Source organism: Xanthocytophaga flava (genome assembly GCF_030068545.1).
Classification (GTDB): Bacteria; Bacteroidota; Bacteroidia; order Cytophagales; family 172606-1; genus Xanthocytophaga; species Xanthocytophaga flava.
Window position 1 is genome coordinate 1 of record NZ_JASJOR010000055.1, and the last position, 21,258, is coordinate 21,258.

Sequence of the window (21,258 nt, forward strand, 5' to 3'; positions counted from 1 at the left end):
AGAATGTAGCTGTGGACAAGAATGTAGCTGTGGACAAGAATGTAGCCATAGGTATTCCTCTTTATTGGCTTTTGTTAGATAATAAGTCAGGCAATAGTAATGTAGTTGATCGTTGTCAACTACTGGAGGCATTGCTAAAAGTGATCGGTAAAGAAAGAATTCGTGTACTGGTCGCAGATCGGGAGTTCATAGGCCACAAATGGGTCAAATACTTAAAAGACAATCAGATACCCTTTTGTGTCCGCTTACCTAAAACACATTTGATTACCTTGAGAAACGGAGATTGTTATCGAATTGAGCAGTTAGTAAAAAGTGGGCAAACCCGCTATTTTCACGATTGTCTTATTGAGGGTATTGTTTGTCATTCGATGATCAAAGGGCTAGAAAAAGGGGATTTTCTATTTTTGATAGGCACCTTGCCTGCCAGGCAATTGGGTCAACTCTATCGAAAAAGATGGTGTATTGAAGTCTTATTTCAATCCTTTAAACAAAGAGGGTTTGATTTAGAATCCACGCATTTGAAATCGAGTGAGAAGTTGAGTAAACTGCTCGTTTTTGTCAGTTTAGCTGTGGCTATTTGTGTAAAAATGGGAGAGTATGCCCATGCGAAAATAGAAAAAATCAGGGTAAAGAAGCATGGCTATAAACAACATAGTTTTTTCAGAAAAGGCCTCGATCTTTTACGAATAGGACTTAAGCGATTAACGTTGGATTTTATTGATTTCTTTAGTGAATGCATTCAATCTTTTATCAGATGGATACGGATTCAATTTGCTTATCATCAATCTTTTATAAATTTCCTCGGGTAGAGTAGAAAGAAATAATATATCTACATTATTTTTCTCACTATAAAAAGTGATCTCATGAAATTTTTTTTCTCCGATTCTAGAGATTGATCTTACTAAGCTTGATTGACAGCTATCTAGGCTTATTAAACAAGCCAGTAAAATATATAAAAGATATCTCATTAAATTACTTTATTTGTTTTTTCAATATGCTCTGCATAAGCTTTACTATTTAAATTTGGAGAGTTCGGATCAGAGCCTGGGCAGTTTAGTGGGGTAAGAGGAATTGCCATTGATAAAGAAAACAATTTACTTGTTACCGATCAAACCAATCAACGGATTCAGAAGTTGAGTCTGGACCACATCCGGAAGTGAGTTGATTTATCCTGAGGTAAAGGGAGTATTACCGATAGTGAGACTGTAAGATCAACTGTGTCAAATGAAAAAGTCTTTTCGCTTAACATAATTGCCTTAACAGTATCCGTTTTAAAGCAGGTTTGATTAATAATGCTACTCTTTATCTGTAGGCAATACCTCATTATAATTGGAATTTATCTCAGCTCTATATTAGGTTTGAAGAAAGACTCAAGCCATACCTGGAGCATAGTTGACCTAGCACGACTAGTTGTTGGAAAAAATAATAAACTGACATATACTCCCATTTCTTTTTTACCATCTGCAAGAAAGAAGATGTGAATCCTTTTGTATGGTTGAAGTATATCCAGGAAAACATCTCTTCCGTTAATCATAAAAATCTCACCAACCAATTTCCACAGAACTATAAAAAGAATTATCCTCACTATAAATATGTAGTTGAAATGAACTGGCAAGAATCGATGCCTTACAAACTCTTTTCCCAAAAGGATTATTGCTTCTTAGAACCTTTTTCTACAGATAACTTCTATCCTGATTGTCAATAAAAATGCCCGACCTTATGGAAGAGCAAATTCGGGATGATTCATGTATCTTCAAAAATATCTGCTCAATACTATATTGTTCTTTAATATTTCTTTTTCATATTCAGCTGCTTGTTCATACCAGTTATGTTTCTTAAGGGTTTCGAGTAAATTTTTATTTTCTTGTAAATTATTGGTAAAAAAGGCTGCTGAATCGTTCGAAATATAGAGAAATTGGTATTTGTTACCTTGCGCATATAAAGCCCCTCTTTTTTCAATAATCCTATAAATGTAAAGACCATCACATCCTTTGTCACCTTTTACTAAACAATGGAGATAATAACTTTGTTGAGTCTCATTTTTATTGCTATAGCTTTGATTAGGAAAGTTTTCTGTCAAAGAGTTATTTACTACTTTTTTTTGTCTATTAGTGAATATCTTTATTTTAGAAATAAAAGCTATATCTACATTGTTTTTCAGACTATGAAATGTATTGCTATAAGACCTATATTTAATTTTATAAAATAGACGCTGGCAACCACTAGAAGTCACAAACACACATAATAAAAATATCAGGATTCGCATCATAGTTTTACTACTTCGTTTTTTCTTTGTGTTGAGAATATGCTTTGATAACAGCTTCTTTGCCAGCTGCCTCTCCTGCATCCTTGGCAGTTTGACTATTATAATCACCAAATTGTTTGCGCATAGTTGCATTGCGATATTCATAAATTAAAGTGTGCGAAGAACGAAGTTTTGAGTCTTTTTTCTCTGCTTCCGTTATCTCTTTAAGAGCTTTTTCTTCTTTATCATTAATCCATTTGAGTGAGCCTTGATGACTTTCTTCAGTTTTTGCCCCTTCTTTGTTTTTCACATCTGAAATTAGTTTCTCCCCTACGTCATCCAATGATGCAGGATCAATTGATATTCCGTTTTCGTCAGTCACTGATAAAGTTTGAAGATTTTCTTTGGTTAAGTTTTCCATATCATTTGAAGATATAAGTACTAGGACATAAATAAACATAAGATATAATAAAAGTGTATATATTAGCCGAATGCGAAAAAGATATACACCCTTAACAGAGCCAGAAGTTCAGACTTTACAGGAAGGCTATCGGAATCATCCCTCTCATAGTGTTCGTGAGCGTTGCCAGTGTTTGTTGTTAAGTCATCAAGGCAAAAATGTACAAGAACTTTCCAAAATCTTTTCGGTGCTTCCCTTGACGATTTATATGTGGTTTAATCGATGGGAAGAAAAAGGAATCGTTGGTATCCTGGATCAAAAAGGTAGAGGGCGTAAAGCTATCTTAAATCAAGAAGATCATGCGTTGATTAAAGAAAAACTACAAGCTAATGCCCAAAAACTGTCTTTAGTTAGAGAAGAACTCAAAGTATCACTTAATAAAGAGTTTTCGGAAAAAACCTTAAAACGCTTTTTAAAAAAATTGGTGAATCAGAGCGGAGATGCTCAGATGGTTAAGATGGCGTAAATGGGTAAAACCTAAACAAGATATTGTTCACTATCATGACAAACAAGCCCGTTTAGTAGAAATAGAACAGTTGGAAAAGCAAGGACATATTGATCTGTTTTATGCCGATGCGAGTGGGTTTTGTCTGACCCCTGTAATGGCTTATTGCTGGCAGTACCCCAACGAACGAGTCTATCTGATTCCTCAGTTTTCTAAACGTATTAATGTGTTTGGTCTGTTAAGTACAGATAATCGATTTACCAGTTTTCAAACCTTAAATCGGATGGATACTGCCTTTGTGATAGAATCAATTGAAAGCTGGAAACAGACTTTGACAAAGCCTACAGTTTTAGTGTTAGATAACTCTCCTATTCATCAAGCGAAAGCTTTTTGGGAGAAAATAGAACCCTGGCAAGAAGAAGGCTTATTCATTTTCTTTTTACCAGCTTATAGTCCACATTTGAACAAGATTGAGATCTTATGGCGAAAGATCAAATATGAATGGCTCAAACCAACAGATTATTCGTCTTTTGCCAATCTCAAAGAAGCGATTATTCAAATTCTAACAAAAATAGGAACTGACTATACAATTAATTTTTCCTAATTAGTATATGTTTTATTCTGTCTATTTACTTATCATAAGCATATATATCTATTTCTATATTTTTCTTGTCTTGTACTCCACTCAAACCAAGAACTTCTTCATACTTACCATTGCTATTTTGAAATATACCTCTTTTGGAAGAGACTGTAATTTTGTAAGCAATTTTAGAATCATACATTTTTTCAATAGCCTTGTGGCCTTCTTCAGAATGGCTGAATGTATTCATAATTAATTCCTTCAATTTTTCATCATCTGTATTCCGAATCTGAGAAATTTGACCAGTTTCAGTATTAAATACAATCTCTACTTTATTTCCTTTTGAGTCATAGATATCATTCCCGTCTGGGTCAATAAACATAATGGGATTGTTCAGTGCGAAGCTGTAAGGTGAGTTTAAAACATATTCGGAGGTCTTAAAGTCAACAGCAGTCCACCTAGCAATTTTCTCATCAAACATTCTGGCAACGAAGTCATATCCGGTCCATTCCTGATTTTTTTCTTTTCCATTGAAATCGAATCTATATTGCTGATTTTGAGCGTATTGTAGTATTGGTAGTTCCATCCCAAACGGATAGTAATTAGAATAACTTATTACCTCTGTTTTTCAGGTATTTGGCACTGTTTACTATAAGTGTATCTCTGCAAGATATACATATTTGAATCTGTTATTCATGCTTTTATCCAGCCATTAGATGATCGCTTATGGTTTTCAGTTCCAGGGAAGTTTGAAGTGTTTTATTTGTCAATTTATCATAAACTATTGTTAATTCTGTATCCATATAACTTTGTGCTAAGGCCACATAACGAAAGAACTCCCGACTGTTAGGTGCATGTCCGGAAATTTTGCGAACCATAAATTCAGGCATTCCCAGACTAAGCATAGTGGTGATGGCTGTACGCCGCATAGTATGGGTAGTAACCATATCACAGAAACGATGCAGCTTGTGTTTTTCTTTGTAAACTATCACAGGTATTCCTCGCTTATTTCGGGTTTTCGCAACCGGATGTACCCACCCTGCCAGTTCTATGAGTTGTTTAACTTTCTGATTGAGGTAGTTTTTAGAAAAGGCAGGCAGTAAGGTTTTGTGCTTTTTATTGTATTTAAGAACAATATCTCTGGCATATTCAGGCAATAACACCCGTGTGAAAGTTTGGGTTTTCTGGGAGGTAACTTTCAGATACCACCGCTCATTAATAAACTCCAGATTAGGAATTTGTAACTGTATAAGGTCTGAAAATCGAAGGGCGACTGTACAACCAAACACAAAGATATCTTTCACTACCTGCATATCTGCTGACAAACCCTGCTCGAATGCTTTATCATAGATCAGGTAATTAAGCTGCTCAGGACTAAGTACTACAATTGAAATATCTTCTTTTGGAACATAAAACTGTTTATAAGACGTCCCAATGGGCATTCCCTTTGTTTCTGAGAGGTAATTAAAGAAAACACGCAACATTTTTACAGCAGATCCTACATAGTTATCATAACAATCCAGATCCTGATAGAGAAAATCGAGAAATTTGTGATAAAACCTTTTCCAGTAATTTTTTTCGACTTCAAACACACGTTTGGTTGGTTTCTGAAGTAACCGGATACGAAGAGGAAATTGTTTGCTTTCTTCAAATTTAGCTAGTAATCCTTTCAAGTATTCATACTGCTCTACAGTACGAGGATTAATTCGCTTGCCGTTTTTCTGCAAACGCTTACCATTTTTGGATTCAATAATAAATTTATCGAATAGTTCAAGTAAGGCAAATTCTTGTTTAGGCATAGGAAACAAAATCGGAATAAATAGAATCAGAGAGAGTTAGATAAGTAGATTAGATTCTCTGCTCAGCAGATCAGGCAGGAATGACAGCTTTACTAAACATCGGTAAAGACCAGATCATATTGGCAGGATTATACTTTCTGTACCCCAAAGATGTTCTGGATACAGTATTGCAGGTCTGTCACTTTTTACAAGAAGCCAAACAAACATTTTACCAGAGTCAGGCACATATTTTCCTTACTTACCGTAGCACCACTGTATCTCCATATCTTCAGTATGACCGGCTCTATCATATTATAGGCTGTCTACAGGAAGAAGACAATCAGGCTATTGGCGTTATACAGGAATCTGCTATGACTGCCCACCCGATAGATTTTCTTTCGGCTATCGAATCGGAACGAGAGGATCTGCTGGTTGGTAAATCCATGCCTTTCATGTCATGGATTGCCTGGACAGGAGGTTGTGTCAAATATATTCTGGACCAAAACACCATCTGGTTTGTAACGAAAGGAAACCACAATTTTGGGCTACCCGAGTTTGCATTCAAAGGACGTCCGGACCAGGGTAACTCTACTATGCAGATCTTTAATGCACTTTTTGCTTATATGTATTTTTATAAAGCAGTACTAGCCCCCGGACATACAGCAGACCTGGGAACATTGTCTCTTAAATTTTCAGCAGTAGAAGAATACAAGGATTTGTTTATTGGTAAATATGGCACTTTACTTGTGTCATTCAGATAATACTATTCTTTTATAAACTATCTTAATTTCTTCAGCAATAGGAGACTTCTCTCCTATTACTACCTCTCTTCTATTCTGTTTGCGTGCAGATTCCTTTGCTTGACTTATTATATTCCCCAGCTTTTATGTATTTTCCAACCTCAAGCTACTTATATTATCTATTTGCCATTATTTTATAATGAAACACGCATCTTTTTTACTTATTCTCAGCTTCATTCTGACTGCTGCTTTGTTTTTCTCATTTCAGCAGAATACATCTTTCATAGCTGCCAAACAAACCGAAAAACTGCAATCAGAGAACGGTCATGCGAAAGCATTACCACGTATTGCTATTGCTGGCCTAGGGATTGAATCAAGTACTTTTTCTCCAGCACTTACTCATGAAGAAGCATTTCATGCCAGATATGGAGCTGCTATTTTTGCCTACTATCCGTTTTTTAAAGCAGATTCTCCCCTCCTACAACGAGCGGTCTGGATACCTACATTACTCGGTAAATCACTACCAGGTGGTGCTGTTACTAGGGAAGCCTATGAGTCACTTGTACAAAAGACACTTGATTCCTTACAGAAAAACGGACCCTATGATGGTCTTTTCCTGGATATACATGGCGCCATGAGTGTAGTAGGCCTCGATGATCCGGAAGGAGACTTTATTAGCAGAATCCGAAAAGTTATTGGCATCAAAACACTGATTTCTACCTCCATGGATTTGCATGGCAATGTGTCATGGCGGTTAGCACAGAATACAGACCTTATCACCTGTTATCGTATGGCGCCACATGAAGATGCCATGGAGACAAAACAACGTGCAGTGGAAAATCTCCTGAAGCGACTAGAAAGTGGCAAAGGAAAACCTACCTATAAAGCCTGGATACCTATTCCAGTTTTACTACCCGGAGAGAAAACAAGTACCCGCATTGAACCAGCCAAAACTATTTACAAAGCAGTTGCACCAGCTGCATCCCAAGAGGGTATTATTGATGCCGCGATATGGGTAGGGTATGCATGGGCAGACGAACCACGTAACCATGCGGTTGTAATGGTAACAGGTGATGATAAAGACAAAGTTACACATACTGCAGAACAGCTGGCTAAAAGTTTCTGGGATGCCCGATCCGATTTTGCCTTTGTAGCACCCACAGGTTCTTTAAAAGAAAGTCTGGACAAAGCAGTTAAAAGTCCCAAGCATCCCTTTTTTATCAGTGATTCAGGTGATAATCCGACAGCAGGTGGCGCAGGAGATGTAACATGGACATTACAGGAAATTCTGAAAAGACCAGCATTCAAAACCGAAAAAGGACCTTCTCTGATTTATGCCTCTATTCCCGGACCTGAATTGGTAAAAAAAGCCATTGAAGCAGGTGTGGGAGGAAAAGTAGATGGATATGCAGGAGCAGTAGTAGACGCCCGGTACGCACCACCTGTACATCTTGTCGGAACAGTAACTGCAATCGAACGCGGCGATGTCAATGCAGAGGTGGAGGTAGTAGTAAAAGTAGGTAGTGTCTCTATTATTGTAACCCAAAAGCGCAAGCCTTACCACAAAGAGATTGATTTTACCCGGCTGGGTCTTGCACCTCGCCAATCCGATATCGTAGTAGTGAAAATTGGCTACCTGGAACCAGAGCTATATGCCATGCGTGCAGACTGGATACTGGCTCTTACACCAGGAGGTGTAGATCAGAATCTGGAACGTTTACCTTATAAACGCATCCAACGTCCAATGTTCCCATTGGATAAAAATATGAAAACTCCAGATCTTTCTGCCAAACTGGTACCTGCTTCTGATAAGTTATAATCACCTTATTAGCTTACTATGCTCGCAAAGCTCTGTATAATGCAGAGCTTTGTTCATTTATGTGTATCCTTCCCCTCTTACTGACCAAAACAATTCATCTCACAAAACACACATTTCATACAGATTACTCACATATCTCTGGTATTAGTTTTCTTAAATTTGATAGTAAGGCCACTACATTTATGCGATACTTTTCATTCCCAGGTATTTTTTCACTTTGCTGTGCTACCTTGTTGACAGCCTGTAAACTCTACTATCCTGTAGAACAGATAAATTATAAACCTGTTCAAGTCTCTATTACAGAAGGCAAAAGGTTGACTATGTTGCTATGTGGCCCATGTCACTATAATGCCTCTACCAAAGATTATAGTGGTAAGAAACTCGAAGACTCTCCCGGAATGCTCGGACATATATATGCCAGTAACATTACCAAAGATCCAGAAGCAGGTATAGGCAGTTATGCAGCCAGCGAACTTGCTTACCTGATACGAACAGGCATTTCCAGAACAGGTAAACTGATGCCTTATATGAAACGTCCCAATATATCAGATGAAGATCTGAATACTATCATTGCCTACCTCCAGTCAGATGATACATTAGTAAAAGCATCTGCCCGAAATCCTGGTAAAACAAAATATACACCCATAGGACGATTGGGTATCAGTATGTCCAAACCACTTCCTTACCCTACTCAAGCCAGTATGGAGTTACCAGCAAACAAAATAAGCAGAGGGAGGTATCTGGTAGATAATCTGGCCTGTTATCATTGTCACTCCAAAAGCTATCCGTCTCTGAACATTGCTGAGCCTGAAAAATCAAAAGGATACATGGGAGGAGGAAACAGAATGAAAGGTGCTGACAATAAAACTATTCAGTCACCCAACCTTACCTTTCATGCAACAGGTATCGCGAATTGGACAGAGGAAGATCTCAGAAAGGCATTACAGGAAGGTATCTCGAGAAACAATCAGGCTCTTGCGTTTCCAATGCCATTGTATTCAGAGCTTACAAAGGATGAAGTGTCTTCAATATATGCCTACCTCAAATCAATCCCCCCTATTGATAATAATGTAAAACGGAAAGATACCAACCTACGAGATGGTTCTTCAGGAAAAGAACTATATACAAACTATTCCTGTAAGTCCTGTCATGGTACTGATGGTAAAAGTCCTTTTGACCTCACACAAGCATTCAGCAAATATGATAAGGAAACACTGAAGAAATATATTCAGAAGCCCCAAGCCTTTGGTAATAACCAGATGCCAGCTTTTGAAAATATCATTCCGGAAGAACAATATCCGGTACTTATACAGTATTTGAAAATGCTTGGTCAAACCCATGCACCTGAATAATCTATTCAGATGCATGAGAGATAACATTATTCACTGCGTAACGCACGTACAGGGTTAATTAATGCGGCTTTGATAGACTGAAAACTTACGGTCAGGATTGTAAGTAATAAGGCACCTGCACCAGTAACAACAAAAATCCACCAGGAAATAGAGGTACGGTATTCATAGTATTGCAACCACTTGCTAAGAAAATACCAGCTAATTGGCGTGGCAATGACAAATGAAATGAGTACCAACACGACAAACTCTTTGGTTAATAACTGCCAGAGACTGCCCATTGTAGCCCCTAATATTTTTCGGATACCAATTTCCTTGGTGCGTTGTTCAGCAACAAAAGAAGCCAGGCCAAATAATCCCAGTACACTGATTAATACAGCCAGACTGGCAAATATACCCGCCAGCTTACCAATACGTTCTTCATGCGAAAACTTCCGGGCATACTCTTCATCTACAAACTTGTATTCAAAGGGAGCAGATGGGTTATACTTTCGAAAAACGTCTTCTATATGAGAAATTGCATCTGCAGCATTTGATTGAGGTGCTAGTTTAATAGTAATAATACTAGCTGCCCGGTAATTCACTATAAAAACGGAAGGGTCAGGTGATTCAAAAGGAGATTGTTTAATCAGATTTTTAATTACTCCGATCACAATAAATTCCTTCCCACTTGATTTTACCCTCTCCCCTATCGGATGTTTGAAATTCATGAGTTTTGCTGCTTCCTCATTCAAAATAACAGCAGACGAATCCGTAGAATACTCTCTGGAAAAATCACGGCCTTCCTTGATTTGCCAGTCAATAGTTTTTCCATATTCATGTGTCACCTGGTTCACCATTACCAACGGATGCATATCCGGTGTTTTCCCATTCCATGATATATCTGTTGTGCCTCCATATTGTACAGTAATAGGTGCATTTGCTTCAGCCATTTCAGCAACCACACCTGTATTTTTCAGATCGGTTCGCAAAGCAGCATAATGTCCATGTAGATCCGGTGTATTCATACTCACTTCAATAAGTCCATTGCGGGTATATCCCACAGGCCGATCTTTTGCATGTTCGATCTGACGAAAAACAATAATCGTCCCAATGATTAATAGTATGGAAACCGTAAACTGAAAGGAAACCAATACCTGACGGGGAATAGCAGACCAGCGCCCAGCCCGAAACGTTCCCTTTAAGACTTTAACCGGATTAAAGGAGGACAGATATAAAGCCGGATAGCTTCCTGCTATCAATCCGGTAAATACACTGAAGCCAATTCCCACTAACCAGAACCAGGGATTCAGCCAGAGAATAGTCATCCGCTTGTCGGCAATCTGATTAAACAATGGCAATGCAAACAACACAATCGCCAATGCTAATACAAAGGCCAGTAAGGATAGTAACAGAGATTCACAGAAAAACTGGACAATAAGTTGTCCCCGAACAGAACCAATCGCTTTCCGAATACCCACTTCTCTTGCTCTCTTCTCACTACGTGCAGTGGACAAATTCATAAAATTGATACAGGCAAGTAATAGAACAAACGCTCCGATAATCCCAAACAACCATACAAATTCAATGAGTCCTCCCACAATCACACCATCTTCAAAGTCAGAGTAGAGATGCCACTTGTCCATGGGATACAGATAAAACTCAGGTTTATACGCTGGAGGGTTATCCTTTCGCATACGAATGTCTTTTATTTTGGCAGACACCTGATCGAAATCTGCTCCGGGTTTCAGTTGGGCATAGATTAGATAGGAATTTTCATCCCATTGATCTTTTGCTCGCTTTGTCCCTTCATCTGTTGACAGAAGCAGATTCCAGGGAGCCAGAAACGATGCCTCATAAAAATCACTGTTATAAGGAAAGTCTTTGTATACACCAATCACCTTTACCGTTTCTTTGTTGCTTATCTTCACAACTTGATTAATAGGATCGCCAGTCCCAAACATCGCCTGTGCAGTAGACTCAGACAGCAAGATAACATGCACATCTTTAGCGGTAAAGCGTGTACCTTTCACAACCGGAACAGACATCATCTGTATAAAATCAGGCTCTGTATATCTCCCCTGCCTGGCTATTTGATTCTCCCCAGAGGCTAAGATTGCACCTCGTCTAACAGCCAGACTCACTGCTTCAAAATCCGAATATTTCTCACGTAATTCGTCCCCTAACGGAATGGGCATTACATCATAGGCAGATTTTTCGGCTGAGAACGAAACAAACTGCCAGACCTGAGCAATCCGTTCATGGTTCTTGAATTGTTTATTAAACGAAAGTTCATCATATATCCAGAGTCCGATCAGTATCGCAACTGCCATGCCTGTTGCCAGACCTGTAATATTAATAAAGGAGTAGCCCTTTTGTTTGGTGAGATTGCGAAAAGCAATAGTCAAGTAATTTCGAAGCATATTGGTATAGAATATAGTGGAACGTTCTTTAGATTGTTTAATGACAGATGGTCTCATCAGGCTCAATACATCTGTCACATATCGTAATCTGGCCTGTGTCTGCCCCATATGTTGAATGCGCTGCTCAAACAATTCTTCCAGATCTCCCTCTACCTCCTCAAGCAAGTGAGAAGGACAAAAAATATGTAATAAGCGGGTAGCCCAGCGTGGTGGCTGCACAACAGACTTCGGTTTCATATTATAGTGAGATAAAAATCAGAGTGCACTTGTTAAGGTCAGAGCCTAGAGTTAAACAACTATCCAACAAAACCGAATACCAGGCTTCTTTCCCCAGGCAACACCATTAGTTATGTAAATGTATAACAAATGGTCTGCCAAAAAGAAAAAGCTTACAAACAGGGCTAAAAAGGAGGTTTTTAAGAATATAGAGCACTAAAATGTGTCCGGTATTGGACAGTAAATGTCCGTTTTAAAACAGGAGTAATCAGACTATTATATCACAAAGGCCTCACTGAAACAGCGAGGCCTTTAGGTTGTATAACTATGATTAACAAAGACGAAAATATCTTTACTAAAAACAATCAGGAATAATCAAGCTAATAAGTATTCCACCTACAAAAAATGTTTGTTTATTCCTGATTGGCAGGTGTTAGGCTACATATAAATAATCTTTCATGAGACCGTTGAATAGCACCATGATGAAGACAAATTTATCAAGCCTGCAGTCCAGATGAAAGAGTGTAAATACGCATTTTAGAAAACAGGTATTTGACGCAATATCCAACCCCTGAAATAGATCTATTTACAAGACTCAACAAGTGCTAAGTTATTCTTTCAGTGAAACGCTTACACCTTTTCGCAATGTATTATGTATTTCAGCCACTTTATCCACATGCAAAATCAAGTCTTTAATTTGCTCAGCAGAACTATTGGAGGATTGAATAATGGCAGTGTATGTGATATTTGAGCCAGCTTCTCCTTCCTTACCAAACTCTCCGGAAACCGTCACTTCGACCAGCTCTATCTGCATCTCTCTTCGGGAAGCCTCTCTGTACACATCATTGCAAAAACAAGTGGCCAGAGCTAGAAACAAAAGTTCTCCCCCATTGACAGAAGAACCACGGCCGTCTGCCTTGCCTGGAATAGAAACCTCTTTGGTATTAGTGTTTGTAGAAACTGTAATATCATTTTCCTGATTACTGTTCCTGATAGTAGCAGAAATGATCATAAGGCAGGATAGATTTGGCTTACTCGCAAAATAACCATAACTATCTAACTATCAAATAAATACTAATAACTTTAACTAAAGCTAATATGTCTCATAGGTATATCTCTCTATAAATAGAAGTTTTCCTTTCTTATCAGAGGTTTTTCGTTCGGTTAAAAGACCTGCCCTATACCTATAATCTACATGAGTATGGTTCTCAAAATTTGAGATGGTGTTCATGTAAATGATAGTACCCGTTTCTGAATAGTGAATGTCGTTTATAATATGATCAGGAAAACCTACTCTATACTCTTTAATTAGTTGATTCTGATTATTATATTCACCTTTCCACTCCGTAATTCGATTTCCACAAGCAGCAGTACCAGGTTTTATATCAAAGTTGATATGAACCAGATTGCCATTCTTATCATACTTATACAGCTCTATTTCACTTTTATCTTCTACACTTTTTACTAAACCATTCACGTAGTACTCTAACTTATAATCGCCAATCTTTCGTAATTTTCCTTGTTTGCTATAGGTATACTTAATCTCTCCTAACATATTACCAGTTGAGTCAATTAGTGCTACAGATAAAAGTTTGTTGTCACCATCCGACTCATATTTATAGTTAGGCCCTCCACTCCAAGCAGACCATCGTTCATAGATTTTATGCCCATTTTTATCAAATTTCTCTATGAACGAAAAAATAACATTTTCTTTAGCCTCATCAATGGATACCCTTTCCTGAGTGACAGATTTGATTTTATGTTTTCGGATAATTGTTAGTGGGATTTTATCTAGTAATAATCGCTCACCATATTTAAATTCATCTGCAGGAGGATCAAATGAAATAGCTTTCGATTTGAAAGGAATAGAAGTGGACCTATCCAGTGAAGAGCAGGAGATAAACTGTCCTAGTAGCAATAAGACAAAACAGCTTCGTATCATTATCACATTAGTCTTTTCAGAACGTTTACACATATTTACTTACTTTTCTGAATAAATTAAGGCCCAAGTGTGACTTTTTGATCATCTAAACGACTAATCAGATAAACCATTACCAAGTAGCAACGTGGCTCAAGACAAATTGCAAAAAGAGTTTATCGAGTTGATCTCTTCTCAGCAGAAACTGATTCACAGTATTTGCTCACTTTACTTTGTATCTGTGGATGATAGAAAAGATGTATTTCAGGAGATTGTGCTACAACTCTGGAAGTCTTACCCTGCATTTAAATTTCAGTCCAAAGCTTCTACCTGGATCTATCGGATTGCCCTTAACACTATATTTTCCAGATTACGCAAAGAAAAAAATAAACCTGGCAGACAATCTTTATCAGAAGCGATTCTTCAGATTCCGGAATCGGAAACCTCCGGCTTAGAAACATCTATTGAGAATTTGTATCAGGCAATTAGTCAACTATCAGAAGTGGACAAAGCGGTTATCATGTTATATCTTGATGAACATAGCTATGATGAAATGGCACATCTGCTAAAAATGAGCAGGACTAACGTCAGCACACGCATCAACAGAATCAAAGTTCGCCTGTTTAAACTATTAAAATTATCAGCTACATGAATCTTGAAGAGCTAAAACCCCTGTGGGAATCCTATAAAGAACAAACAGGTGAACAATTACATTGGACAGATTCAGAAATTGCCAGGATTATTCAACAAAATACAACAGCCTATCCCTGGCTACTCAACTTCTGTATGACAATTTTATTGATAACTGTCACAGGTTGTTAACATTCTTTATACTATCATTTATGTATTCGTTTATTGAGTGGAATATCTCTCCTGAAATCTATACGCTTACTGTTGGAGATTTGACATTACCCCTTGCCTGGTATGGATTATTGTTTACGTCAGGGTTTATACTAGGTCAACAGATTCTGTTTTATATTTTCAAAAAGGAGCAGAAACCTGCCACTGATGTGCAGTCTCTGACTATTTATATCAGTATTGCCACAATTATCGGAGCTCGGTTAGGACACTTTCTGTTCTATGAATGGCCTTTACTGCTATCTAATCCCACAGAGTGGCTATTGGTTTTACTTATTCCACCCTTCCGGGGACTTGCCAGCCATGGAGCCACACTTGCGATAATCGTAGCCATCTATCTGTACACAAAGAAAAAACCGGAGCAGCCCTTCTTATGGGTAATGGACAGACTAATTATTCCCGTCACATTAGGATGTACTTTCATTCGAATAGGAAATTTGTTTAACTCTGAAATCTATGGTACTCCTACTACACTACCCTGGGGATTTGTATTTATACGAGAAACCGACCCATCCTTATTACCGCTCGTCCCACGTCATCCTACACAGATATACGAAGCACTATTTTATCTCTCTCTGTTTGCAGGTACCTTTCTATTGTGGAGATACAAACGTCATGTATTACCTTATGGCTTCATCTCAGGTCTAACATTGATACTGCTTTTTGGATTCCGATTTTTTATTGAATTCTTAAAAAATAACCAGACAGATTTTGAAAATAACCAGGTCCTGAACATGGGCCAGATTTTAAGCATCCCTGCTATTATTATGGGTATTGTTATTCTTTTTCTGATAAATCGTCACAAATCCTCTATTTCTACTTAAGTTCCTGGCTTGAATCATGGGTTCACATCCTTTCGTATAAGATCTGTTTGACATACTTTCATTTTTAGCTATCTTTCCTCTTTCAGATCTAACGTTGCTCACCATGAAGACCTCCGAACCGATCAACCGACGCGCTTTTTTACAGCTTACAGGAAGTACAGGCGCTATGCTCGTACTTGGTTTTTCATTAACCGATTGTAAAGGCAAAGAAGCACAGGCAGCTTCCCAACTTACAAACCTGAGTGAAGATGCTATAACAGGTAGAGAGTTAAATCCGTTTATTATCATCAACTCAGATGGTAAAATAATTCTGATGGCGCATAAACCAGAGATGGGACAAGGCAGCTGGCAGTCAATGCCTCTGATTATAGCAGAAGAGTTGGAAGTTACTCTCGATCAGGTGCAGATTCGTATGGCAAAGGTTGAGAAAAAGTACGGTGATATGTCTGTAGGTGGCAGTTATAGTGTGCGGGGTTCATGGATGGATCTGCGTAAGGCAGGCGCAGCCGCTCGTGAAATGCTGACTCAGGCAGCGGCCAACACCTGGAAAGTACCAGTAAGTGAGTGTTATGCCAAAGAAGCAAAGGTGTATCATAAACCCTCAAACAAAAGTTTACCTTATGGAGAGTTGGTGGAAGAAGCTGCTAAACTCCAGGTGCCTAAAGAACCCAAACTCAAAGATCCGAAAGATTTTAAACTGGTAGGTCAAAAGATTGCCCGCCCGGATATACCATTGAAAGTGAATGGCACAGCTCAGTTTGGGATTGATGTCAAAGTTCCGGGTATGCTGTATGTATCTGTATTGCGTTCTCCTGTATTTCACGGCACAGTAAAGAACATCGATGATACAGAAACCAAAAAAATTGCAGGAGTAAAACAAGTGATTCAGGCAGAGCGAAAGCTTAATAATCATAAACTATATGGGATTGCCGTACTGGCAGACAACTATTGGGCAGCCCTACAGGGTAAGAAAGCGCTTAAGGTAGAGTGGAATACAAAAGATGTAGACAAAGTCAATACAGACCAGCAATATACTCAGCTTCGTGAACTGACAAAAACAGAAGGAGTAACAGCACGAAAAGAGGGAGACTTTGCAGCAGGTTTTGCCAAAGCGTCTAAAAAAGTAGAAGCTATTTATGAACTTCCCTTTGCAGCTCATGCACCAATGGAACCACAGAACTGTGTGGCTTGGGTACAGGGAAACAAAATAGATATATGGGCTCCAACCCAGATTCCGGATTCCGCTAAGAAAGAACTGGCAGAGTATCTGAAAATTCCGGAAGAGAATATTACACTCAATATCACATTTCTTGGTGGCGGATTTGGCCGTCGGTTGTTCGCAGATGCAATCATGGAAGCAGCCTATATTTCCAAACAGGCCAACGCTCCTGTGAAAGTAGTATGGACAAGAGAGGATGATATGACAGGAGGTCCATTCCGTCCCGGAACAGTTAGTAGCTTCAAGGGAGGATTGGATGCCAGTGGCAAAGTGATTGCCTTGCAGCATAAAGTAGTAGCCCCTTCTATTATGGACAACATGTTTGGTAGCAAAGACCCCAAACAGCGACAAGATGACGGAGCGATGGAAGGCATTAAGGAAAGTAGTTATGAAATACCCAATATCAGTTATCAGAATATTTTTGCAGAAACGACTCTTCCTATTGGCTGGTGGCGGGCGGTGTACTCTACAACTACCGCGTTTGCTCACGAATGTTTTATTGACGAGCTAGCACATACAGCCAAAAAAGATCCGTTGGATTTTCGTATTGGTATGATCCAGAAAAACCTTCGGATGAAATCTCTTTATACTTTTCTTTGGGATAAAAGTGGTTGGGACAAACCTCTTCCTAAGGGATGGGGCAAAGGTGTAGCAGCCTGGGAGTTTTTTGCAGGAAGAGCAGGCCATGTAGTTTTTGTCTCCAAAAAACCTACAGGTGGCCTTCAGATAGAAAAAATTGTGGTAGCTATTGATTGTGGTACAGCAGTCAATCCGGATAATGTTAAATCACAAGTAGAAGGAGCAACTGTCATGGCATTGATGGCTGCTCTCCGGGATTCTATTACATTTAAAGATGGAGTACCACAACAAACGAACTTTGATAATTATCGTATGATGCGTATGAGTGAAATACCTTCTATTGAGGTACATCTTGTTCCAAGTGTCGAAAAGCCTGATGGTGTGGGTGAGCCGGGCTTACCTCCGCTTGCACCTGCTCTAGCCAATGCAGTATTTGCTGCCACAGGTAAACGCATCCGCAAACTACCTTTCGATTTAGATACGGTCTAGGACATACAAAACTTATTTATGACTTTCTGGCTTGCGTTTTCAAAAGAAAACGCAAGCCATTTATTTTGGCTGTCAGATTATCTATTCGGTAATGCAAGCCAACTATATTCTGTTTAAACACACTGATAATATAAATTTCTCTCCTTGATATTATATCTCACACCTCCTCCCGTTTATACACTATAAATCCAAACCTTCCTTCTTATAACTCTATTTCTAACATAACCCATGAACAAACCTCTATTCATTATTTTCTATTTTCTGCTCTCTTTGCCCTTATATTCTCAGGCAAAGCTTGATACTCTTCTGCCTGTAAGAGGTTTTTGTATTGGAGCCCCTCAACCAAAAGATGTAGACCGGTTTATAAAATTCATCAATGAAGAACTAGCTCCTCGAAAAGTTAACACACTCATTCTACGAGTCGATTTCAACTACCAATACGAAAGTCATCCGGAGCTGAGAGATAGTATTGCCTTATCAAAAAAGGAGGTAAAAAAGATGGTGGCAGCTTGCCGGAAAAACAACATTACTATTATTCCTCAGATCAATTTATTAGGTCATCAGTCATGGGCAAACACAACGCATAACCTGCTAAAAAAATATCCTGAGTTTGACGAAACGCCACATGTCCAGATGCCAGCCAAATACCAATGGCCTAATCCGGATGGATTGTATTGCAAAAGCTATTGCCCGTTACATCCAACAGTTCATACTATAGTGTTTGATATAGTAGATGAAATGTGTGATGTATTTGGCTCCAATGCCTTTCATGCAGGTATGGATGAAGTGTTCTACCTGGGAGATGACAAATGTCCTCGTTGTGCAGGTCGTGACAAGGCAGAACTCTTCGCAGGAGAGGTACGAACCATACGGGATCATTTGGCACAGAAAAACCGTAAGCTCTGGATCTGGGGAGATCGTTTACTGGATGGCAAAACTACCGGACTGGGAATGTGGGAAGCCAGTTATAACAATACATACAAGGCTATCGATTTGATACCAAAAGATGTTATGATCTGCGACTGGCATTATGAACGCCCGGATCAAACACCCGTATTGTTTGCAATGAAAGGGCTTCAGGTTATTACCTGCCCATGGAGAATGCCTAAGTTTGCCGTATTGCAGACACAGGATATGGTACGGTTCCGGGCATCCTCTACACCGGAAATGAAAGATCGGTATCAGGGCATGATGCAAACTGTATGGTCAAGTGCGGGCCAGTTTCTGGATGAATATTACGGACAAGCTACTAACTCCAATGTTAGTGGAAATACAGCTTCCAATTGTTTCAGAACTATGTACAACGAAATCACGCAACTAGGCAAATGAAAGTAACAAATATGCGTGTATTGTCTATTGACGTATTTAGGGCACTGACCATGCTGCTTATGATCTTTGTCAATGACTTCTGGACATTGAAAGATATTCCCCAATGGTTAGAACATTCGCAGGCTGATGTAGATTTTCTGGGGCTATCCGATGTTGTATTCCCTTGCTTTCTGGTAATTGTAGGTATGTCTATTCCCTTTGCTATTCAAAACCGTATATCCAAAGGGGATTCCAACTTTCAATTGATTAAACACATTGTGATCCGTTCCATTGCATTACTTGTAATGGGTGTATTCACAGTCAATAGTCCTGATCTGAATCCAGAAGCCACAGGTATGCGTCAGGAATATTATATCATTCTGATGGTTTTGGGTTTCTTTCTGATCTGGAATGTATATCCTAAAGCAACTGACTGGAAAAAATACCTGTTCATAGCTTTACAGGTTATCGGAGTTTGTCTGCTAGTCTGGTTAGCAATAATTTTTCGGGGTAATGCAGATAATCAGATTGTTGGGTTTCGGACTCAATGGTGGGGCATTCTGGGATTAATTGGCTGGGCCTATCTGGGTAGTGCCATTATTTATGTATTCATATGGCGCAAACCTATACTCATTCCTGTAGTATGGGGATTATTCACATTATTGAACATAGCCGATCATGCACACTGGCTGGAAGCAGCACATCTGAGTGATGTATTTGGCTGGATACCTGGAGCAGGCGCATTTCATTGCTTTACCTTTGCTGGTATGATTGCCACACTATTATTGGAGAAATATTATTCCAGTACAGAAAATAAAAAATTATTGATTATTTATCCGATAATCGGAGTTGGACTTATTGTTCTGGGACTTATCTTCAGAAAGTTTTTTATTATCTCCAAAATTCACGCAACTCCTACCTGGATCTTCCTATGTAGTGGTATTGCTTTTCTTTTTTACACTATAATCTATTGGCTGGTAGATTTAAAGAAAAAAGCTCATTGGTTTGATATAATTAAACCAGCAGGAACGAGTACCCTAACCTGCTATCTGATTCCCTACTGGTATTATGCCATAGCAGCACTATATGGCTTTGTGATTCCAATTATCTTCAAAACAGGAGCCTTAGGTTTGATCAAATCCATGATTTATGCATTTATTATCATTGGAATCACTGCATTACTGGGCAAACTAAAAATAAAGCTGAAGATTTAATCTTCACACAATGCCGGACCGCCATAAAGTCCGGCATTACTTATTTTTCTGCTTCTATAGGTTTATTCAAATCTATATGTTGCAATATAGCAGGATCTGCCAGGTCGGCTGTAAAACTTCTGGTATAGTCCAGTTCAATCTCAACATTCCCAATCACACAATCCTGTACATGTCCACCCGTTGTGCGAGCCTGATCGATAAAATGAAAGTGATAGGTCGGGCTATTTAATACAGCTGCCGATTCTGGTGTAAAAAAGCCAACAATAGTACCTTTCATTTTCGTATGTGTAAACTCACTTACAGGCACTTGCTCAATGGGTTTGTAGGGTTTCTCCTGCTTGTGATAACTGGTAAAGGTAATAGAGGCAAACTCTCCACTTATTTTTATAGCAGCAAAAGTATTCTTTACAATCAGCGAGTCCAGATACTGTTCCAGCTCCTTTAGCGAAAATGCCTTATTTATCTTTACTTGTTTGTCTGTTTTGAAAAACTTGATAGCAGAAAAAGCAATTTTAGCCTGATCAGGCATTACCTTCGCTTTGCCATCGGCAGGAATGGAATAAGCTACTCCATCCAGAATAACCAATTCACTAGCTACCTTTTCTTCGCTTCCCAAGCCAAAATCGCCATAAGATTTTAGCTCTTTGGCAGTTGTTACACCATCATACTGCCCCAAACGAATGGCCCGATTCAATGAAATATAATGTATGCCATCAGGCTTATCTGCAGAAATAGTTGCTGAGATCATAGTGATCAGAAGTAAAGGGATGATTCGAATCATAATACATCAGTTTTATACCGTAGTGCATCCAAAC

20 protein-coding genes and 1 pseudogene are annotated in these 21,258 nt (G+C 38.8%); 13 read left to right on the forward strand and 8 right to left on the reverse strand.

What is annotated here, in order from left to right; genetic code table 11:
- Positions 1-809 (forward strand): transposase (locus QNI15_RS37550; RefSeq protein ID WP_314037193.1); only part of this gene is annotated, 809 nt, incomplete at its 5' end.
- Between the two features lie 255 nt (positions 810-1,064).
- Positions 1,065-1,160: pseudogene (locus QNI15_RS39050) on the forward strand (hypothetical protein); the annotation flags it as partial.
- A 593-nt stretch (positions 1,161-1,753) separates the two neighbouring features.
- Here the strand turns inward: QNI15_RS39050 and QNI15_RS37555 are convergent.
- A complete protein-coding gene (locus tag QNI15_RS37555; RefSeq protein WP_314037195.1) occupies positions 1,754-2,269 on the reverse strand; it encodes a hypothetical protein in 516 nt (171 codons plus the stop codon).
- Positions 2,270-2,276: 7 nt separating this feature from the next.
- Positions 2,277-2,666 (reverse strand): hypothetical protein, encoded by a 390-nt coding sequence (locus QNI15_RS37560; protein WP_314037197.1) that lies wholly within the window; start codon positions 2,664-2,666, stop codon positions 2,277-2,279.
- A gap of 70 nt (positions 2,667-2,736) precedes the next feature.
- On the opposite strand from QNI15_RS37560, the gene QNI15_RS37565 reads away from it, so the two are divergent.
- Positions 2,737-3,171, forward strand: a complete 435-nt coding sequence (locus QNI15_RS37565; protein ID WP_314037199.1) for a helix-turn-helix domain-containing protein — start codon at positions 2,737-2,739, stop codon at positions 3,169-3,171.
- The gene (locus QNI15_RS37570; protein WP_314037203.1) at positions 3,146-3,754 is read left to right on the forward strand and encodes an IS630 family transposase; all 609 of its coding nucleotides are present in this window, start codon (positions 3,146-3,148) and stop codon (positions 3,752-3,754) included. Before QNI15_RS37565 ends, QNI15_RS37570 begins: the two co-directional genes overlap by 26 nt.
- A 25-nt stretch (positions 3,755-3,779) precedes the next feature.
- Here the strand turns inward: QNI15_RS37570 and QNI15_RS37575 are convergent, their stop codons facing one another.
- Both QNI15_RS37575 and QNI15_RS37580 read right to left on the reverse strand, forming a co-directional pair.
- The gene (locus QNI15_RS37575) at positions 3,780-4,346 is read right to left on the reverse strand and encodes an RHS repeat domain-containing protein (RefSeq protein ID WP_314037232.1); all 567 of its coding nucleotides are present in this window, start codon (positions 4,344-4,346) and stop codon (positions 3,780-3,782) included.
- Between the two features lie 85 nt (positions 4,347-4,431).
- Complete coding sequence (locus tag QNI15_RS37580) at positions 4,432-5,529, reverse strand: tyrosine-type recombinase/integrase (RefSeq protein ID WP_314037205.1); 1,098 nt, start codon at positions 5,527-5,529, stop codon at positions 4,432-4,434.
- Between the two features lie 80 nt (positions 5,530-5,609).
- Between QNI15_RS37580 and QNI15_RS37585 the strand changes: the two genes are divergently transcribed.
- From QNI15_RS37585 to QNI15_RS37595, 3 genes are all read left to right on the forward strand, one after another.
- The gene (locus QNI15_RS37585) at positions 5,610-6,269 is read left to right on the forward strand and encodes a hypothetical protein (RefSeq protein WP_314037207.1); all 660 of its coding nucleotides are present in this window, start codon (positions 5,610-5,612) and stop codon (positions 6,267-6,269) included.
- 178 nt (positions 6,270-6,447) lie between these two features.
- Positions 6,448-8,067, forward strand: a complete 1,620-nt coding sequence (locus QNI15_RS37590) for a M81 family metallopeptidase (protein ID WP_314037209.1) — start codon at positions 6,448-6,450, stop codon at positions 8,065-8,067.
- A gap of 59 nt (positions 8,068-8,126) precedes the next feature.
- Positions 8,127-9,419: a cytochrome c gene (locus QNI15_RS37595; RefSeq protein WP_314037211.1), complete on the forward strand. Its 1,293-nt coding sequence runs from the start codon at positions 8,127-8,129 to the stop codon at positions 9,417-9,419.
- 26 nt (positions 9,420-9,445) lie between these two features.
- On the opposite strand, the gene QNI15_RS37600 is transcribed toward QNI15_RS37595, so the two are convergent.
- The 3 genes from QNI15_RS37600 to QNI15_RS37610 all read right to left on the reverse strand — a co-directional run bounded on the left by QNI15_RS37600 (position 9,446) and on the right by QNI15_RS37610 (position 14,009).
- Positions 9,446-12,055 (reverse strand): ABC transporter permease, encoded by a 2,610-nt coding sequence (locus QNI15_RS37600; RefSeq protein WP_314037213.1) that lies wholly within the window; start codon positions 12,053-12,055, stop codon positions 9,446-9,448.
- A gap of 589 nt (positions 12,056-12,644) precedes the next feature.
- Positions 12,645-13,046, reverse strand: a complete 402-nt coding sequence (locus tag QNI15_RS37605) for an OsmC family protein (protein WP_314037214.1) — start codon at positions 13,044-13,046, stop codon at positions 12,645-12,647.
- Between the two features lie 81 nt (positions 13,047-13,127).
- On the reverse strand, positions 13,128-14,009 hold the full coding sequence (locus tag QNI15_RS37610; RefSeq protein ID WP_314037216.1) for a hypothetical protein: 882 nt from the start codon (positions 14,007-14,009) through the stop codon (positions 13,128-13,130).
- A 91-nt stretch (positions 14,010-14,100) separates the two neighbouring features.
- On the opposite strand from QNI15_RS37610, the gene QNI15_RS37615 reads away from it, so the two are divergent.
- The 6 genes from QNI15_RS37615 (at position 14,101) to QNI15_RS37640 (ending at position 20,443) form a co-directional block, all read left to right on the forward strand.
- Positions 14,101-14,604, forward strand: coding sequence for an RNA polymerase sigma factor (locus tag QNI15_RS37615; RefSeq protein WP_313987951.1), 504 nt, complete (start codon positions 14,101-14,103; stop codon positions 14,602-14,604).
- Positions 14,601-14,774 carry a hypothetical protein gene (locus tag QNI15_RS37620; protein ID WP_314037218.1) on the forward strand — a complete coding sequence of 58 codons (174 nt, stop codon included), beginning with the start codon at positions 14,601-14,603 and terminating at the stop codon, positions 14,772-14,774. Before QNI15_RS37615 ends, QNI15_RS37620 begins: the two co-directional genes overlap by 4 nt.
- A 20-nt stretch (positions 14,775-14,794) precedes the next feature.
- Positions 14,795-15,634: a prolipoprotein diacylglyceryl transferase gene (gene lgt, locus QNI15_RS37625; protein ID WP_314037220.1), complete on the forward strand. Its 840-nt coding sequence runs from the start codon at positions 14,795-14,797 to the stop codon at positions 15,632-15,634.
- 103 nt (positions 15,635-15,737) lie between these two features.
- On the forward strand, positions 15,738-17,921 hold the full coding sequence (locus QNI15_RS37630; RefSeq protein WP_314037222.1) for a xanthine dehydrogenase family protein molybdopterin-binding subunit: 2,184 nt from the start codon (positions 15,738-15,740) through the stop codon (positions 17,919-17,921).
- Positions 17,922-18,149: 228 nt separating this feature from the next.
- Positions 18,150-19,250 carry a family 20 glycosylhydrolase gene (locus QNI15_RS37635; RefSeq protein WP_314037224.1) on the forward strand — a complete coding sequence of 367 codons (1,101 nt, stop codon included), beginning with the start codon at positions 18,150-18,152 and terminating at the stop codon, positions 19,248-19,250.
- A complete protein-coding gene (locus QNI15_RS37640; protein ID WP_314037226.1) occupies positions 19,247-20,443 on the forward strand; it encodes a DUF5009 domain-containing protein in 1,197 nt (398 codons plus the stop codon). Before QNI15_RS37635 ends, QNI15_RS37640 begins: the two co-directional genes overlap by 4 nt.
- Before the next feature lie 40 nt (positions 20,444-20,483).
- Here the strand turns inward: QNI15_RS37640 and QNI15_RS37645 are convergent, their stop codons facing one another.
- On the reverse strand, positions 20,484-21,224 hold the full coding sequence (locus tag QNI15_RS37645) for an acetolactate decarboxylase (protein ID WP_314037228.1): 741 nt from the start codon (positions 21,222-21,224) through the stop codon (positions 20,484-20,486).
- Positions 21,225-21,258: the final 34 nt, after the last annotated feature.

Bases quoted from the DNA above. Each gene is read 5' to 3' on its own strand.
- QNI15_RS37555 (WP_314037195.1), bottom strand. From the start codon at position 2,269: ATGATGCGAATCCTGATATTTTTATTATGTGTGTTTGTGACTTCTAGT.
- QNI15_RS37560 (WP_314037197.1), bottom strand. From the start codon at position 2,666: ATGGAAAACTTAACCAAAGAAAATCTTCAAACTTTATCAGTGACTGAC.
- QNI15_RS37565 (WP_314037199.1), top strand. From the start codon at position 2,737: ATGCGAAAAAGATATACACCCTTAACAGAGCCAGAAGTTCAGACTTTA.
- QNI15_RS37570 (WP_314037203.1), top strand. From the start codon at position 3,146: ATGCTCAGATGGTTAAGATGGCGTAAATGGGTAAAACCTAAACAAGAT.
- QNI15_RS37580 (WP_314037205.1), bottom strand. From the start codon at position 5,529: ATGCCTAAACAAGAATTTGCCTTACTTGAACTATTCGATAAATTTATT.
- QNI15_RS37585 (WP_314037207.1), top strand. From the start codon at position 5,610: ATGACAGCTTTACTAAACATCGGTAAAGACCAGATCATATTGGCAGGA.
- QNI15_RS37590 (WP_314037209.1), top strand. From the start codon at position 6,448: ATGAAACACGCATCTTTTTTACTTATTCTCAGCTTCATTCTGACTGCT.
- QNI15_RS37595 (WP_314037211.1), top strand. From the start codon at position 8,127: ATGTGTATCCTTCCCCTCTTACTGACCAAAACAATTCATCTCACAAAA.
- QNI15_RS37600 (WP_314037213.1), bottom strand. From the start codon at position 12,055: ATGAAACCGAAGTCTGTTGTGCAGCCACCACGCTGGGCTACCCGCTTA.
- QNI15_RS37605 (WP_314037214.1), bottom strand. From the start codon at position 13,046: ATGATCATTTCTGCTACTATCAGGAACAGTAATCAGGAAAATGATATT.
- QNI15_RS37610 (WP_314037216.1), bottom strand. From the start codon at position 14,009: ATGTGTAAACGTTCTGAAAAGACTAATGTGATAATGATACGAAGCTGT.
- QNI15_RS37620 (WP_314037218.1), top strand. From the start codon at position 14,601: ATGAATCTTGAAGAGCTAAAACCCCTGTGGGAATCCTATAAAGAACAA.
- lgt (WP_314037220.1), top strand. From the start codon at position 14,795: ATGTATTCGTTTATTGAGTGGAATATCTCTCCTGAAATCTATACGCTT.
- QNI15_RS37630 (WP_314037222.1), top strand. From the start codon at position 15,738: ATGAAGACCTCCGAACCGATCAACCGACGCGCTTTTTTACAGCTTACA.
- QNI15_RS37635 (WP_314037224.1), top strand. From the start codon at position 18,150: ATGAACAAACCTCTATTCATTATTTTCTATTTTCTGCTCTCTTTGCCC.
- QNI15_RS37640 (WP_314037226.1), top strand. From the start codon at position 19,247: ATGAAAGTAACAAATATGCGTGTATTGTCTATTGACGTATTTAGGGCA.
- QNI15_RS37645 (WP_314037228.1), bottom strand. From the start codon at position 21,224: ATGATTCGAATCATCCCTTTACTTCTGATCACTATGATCTCAGCAACT.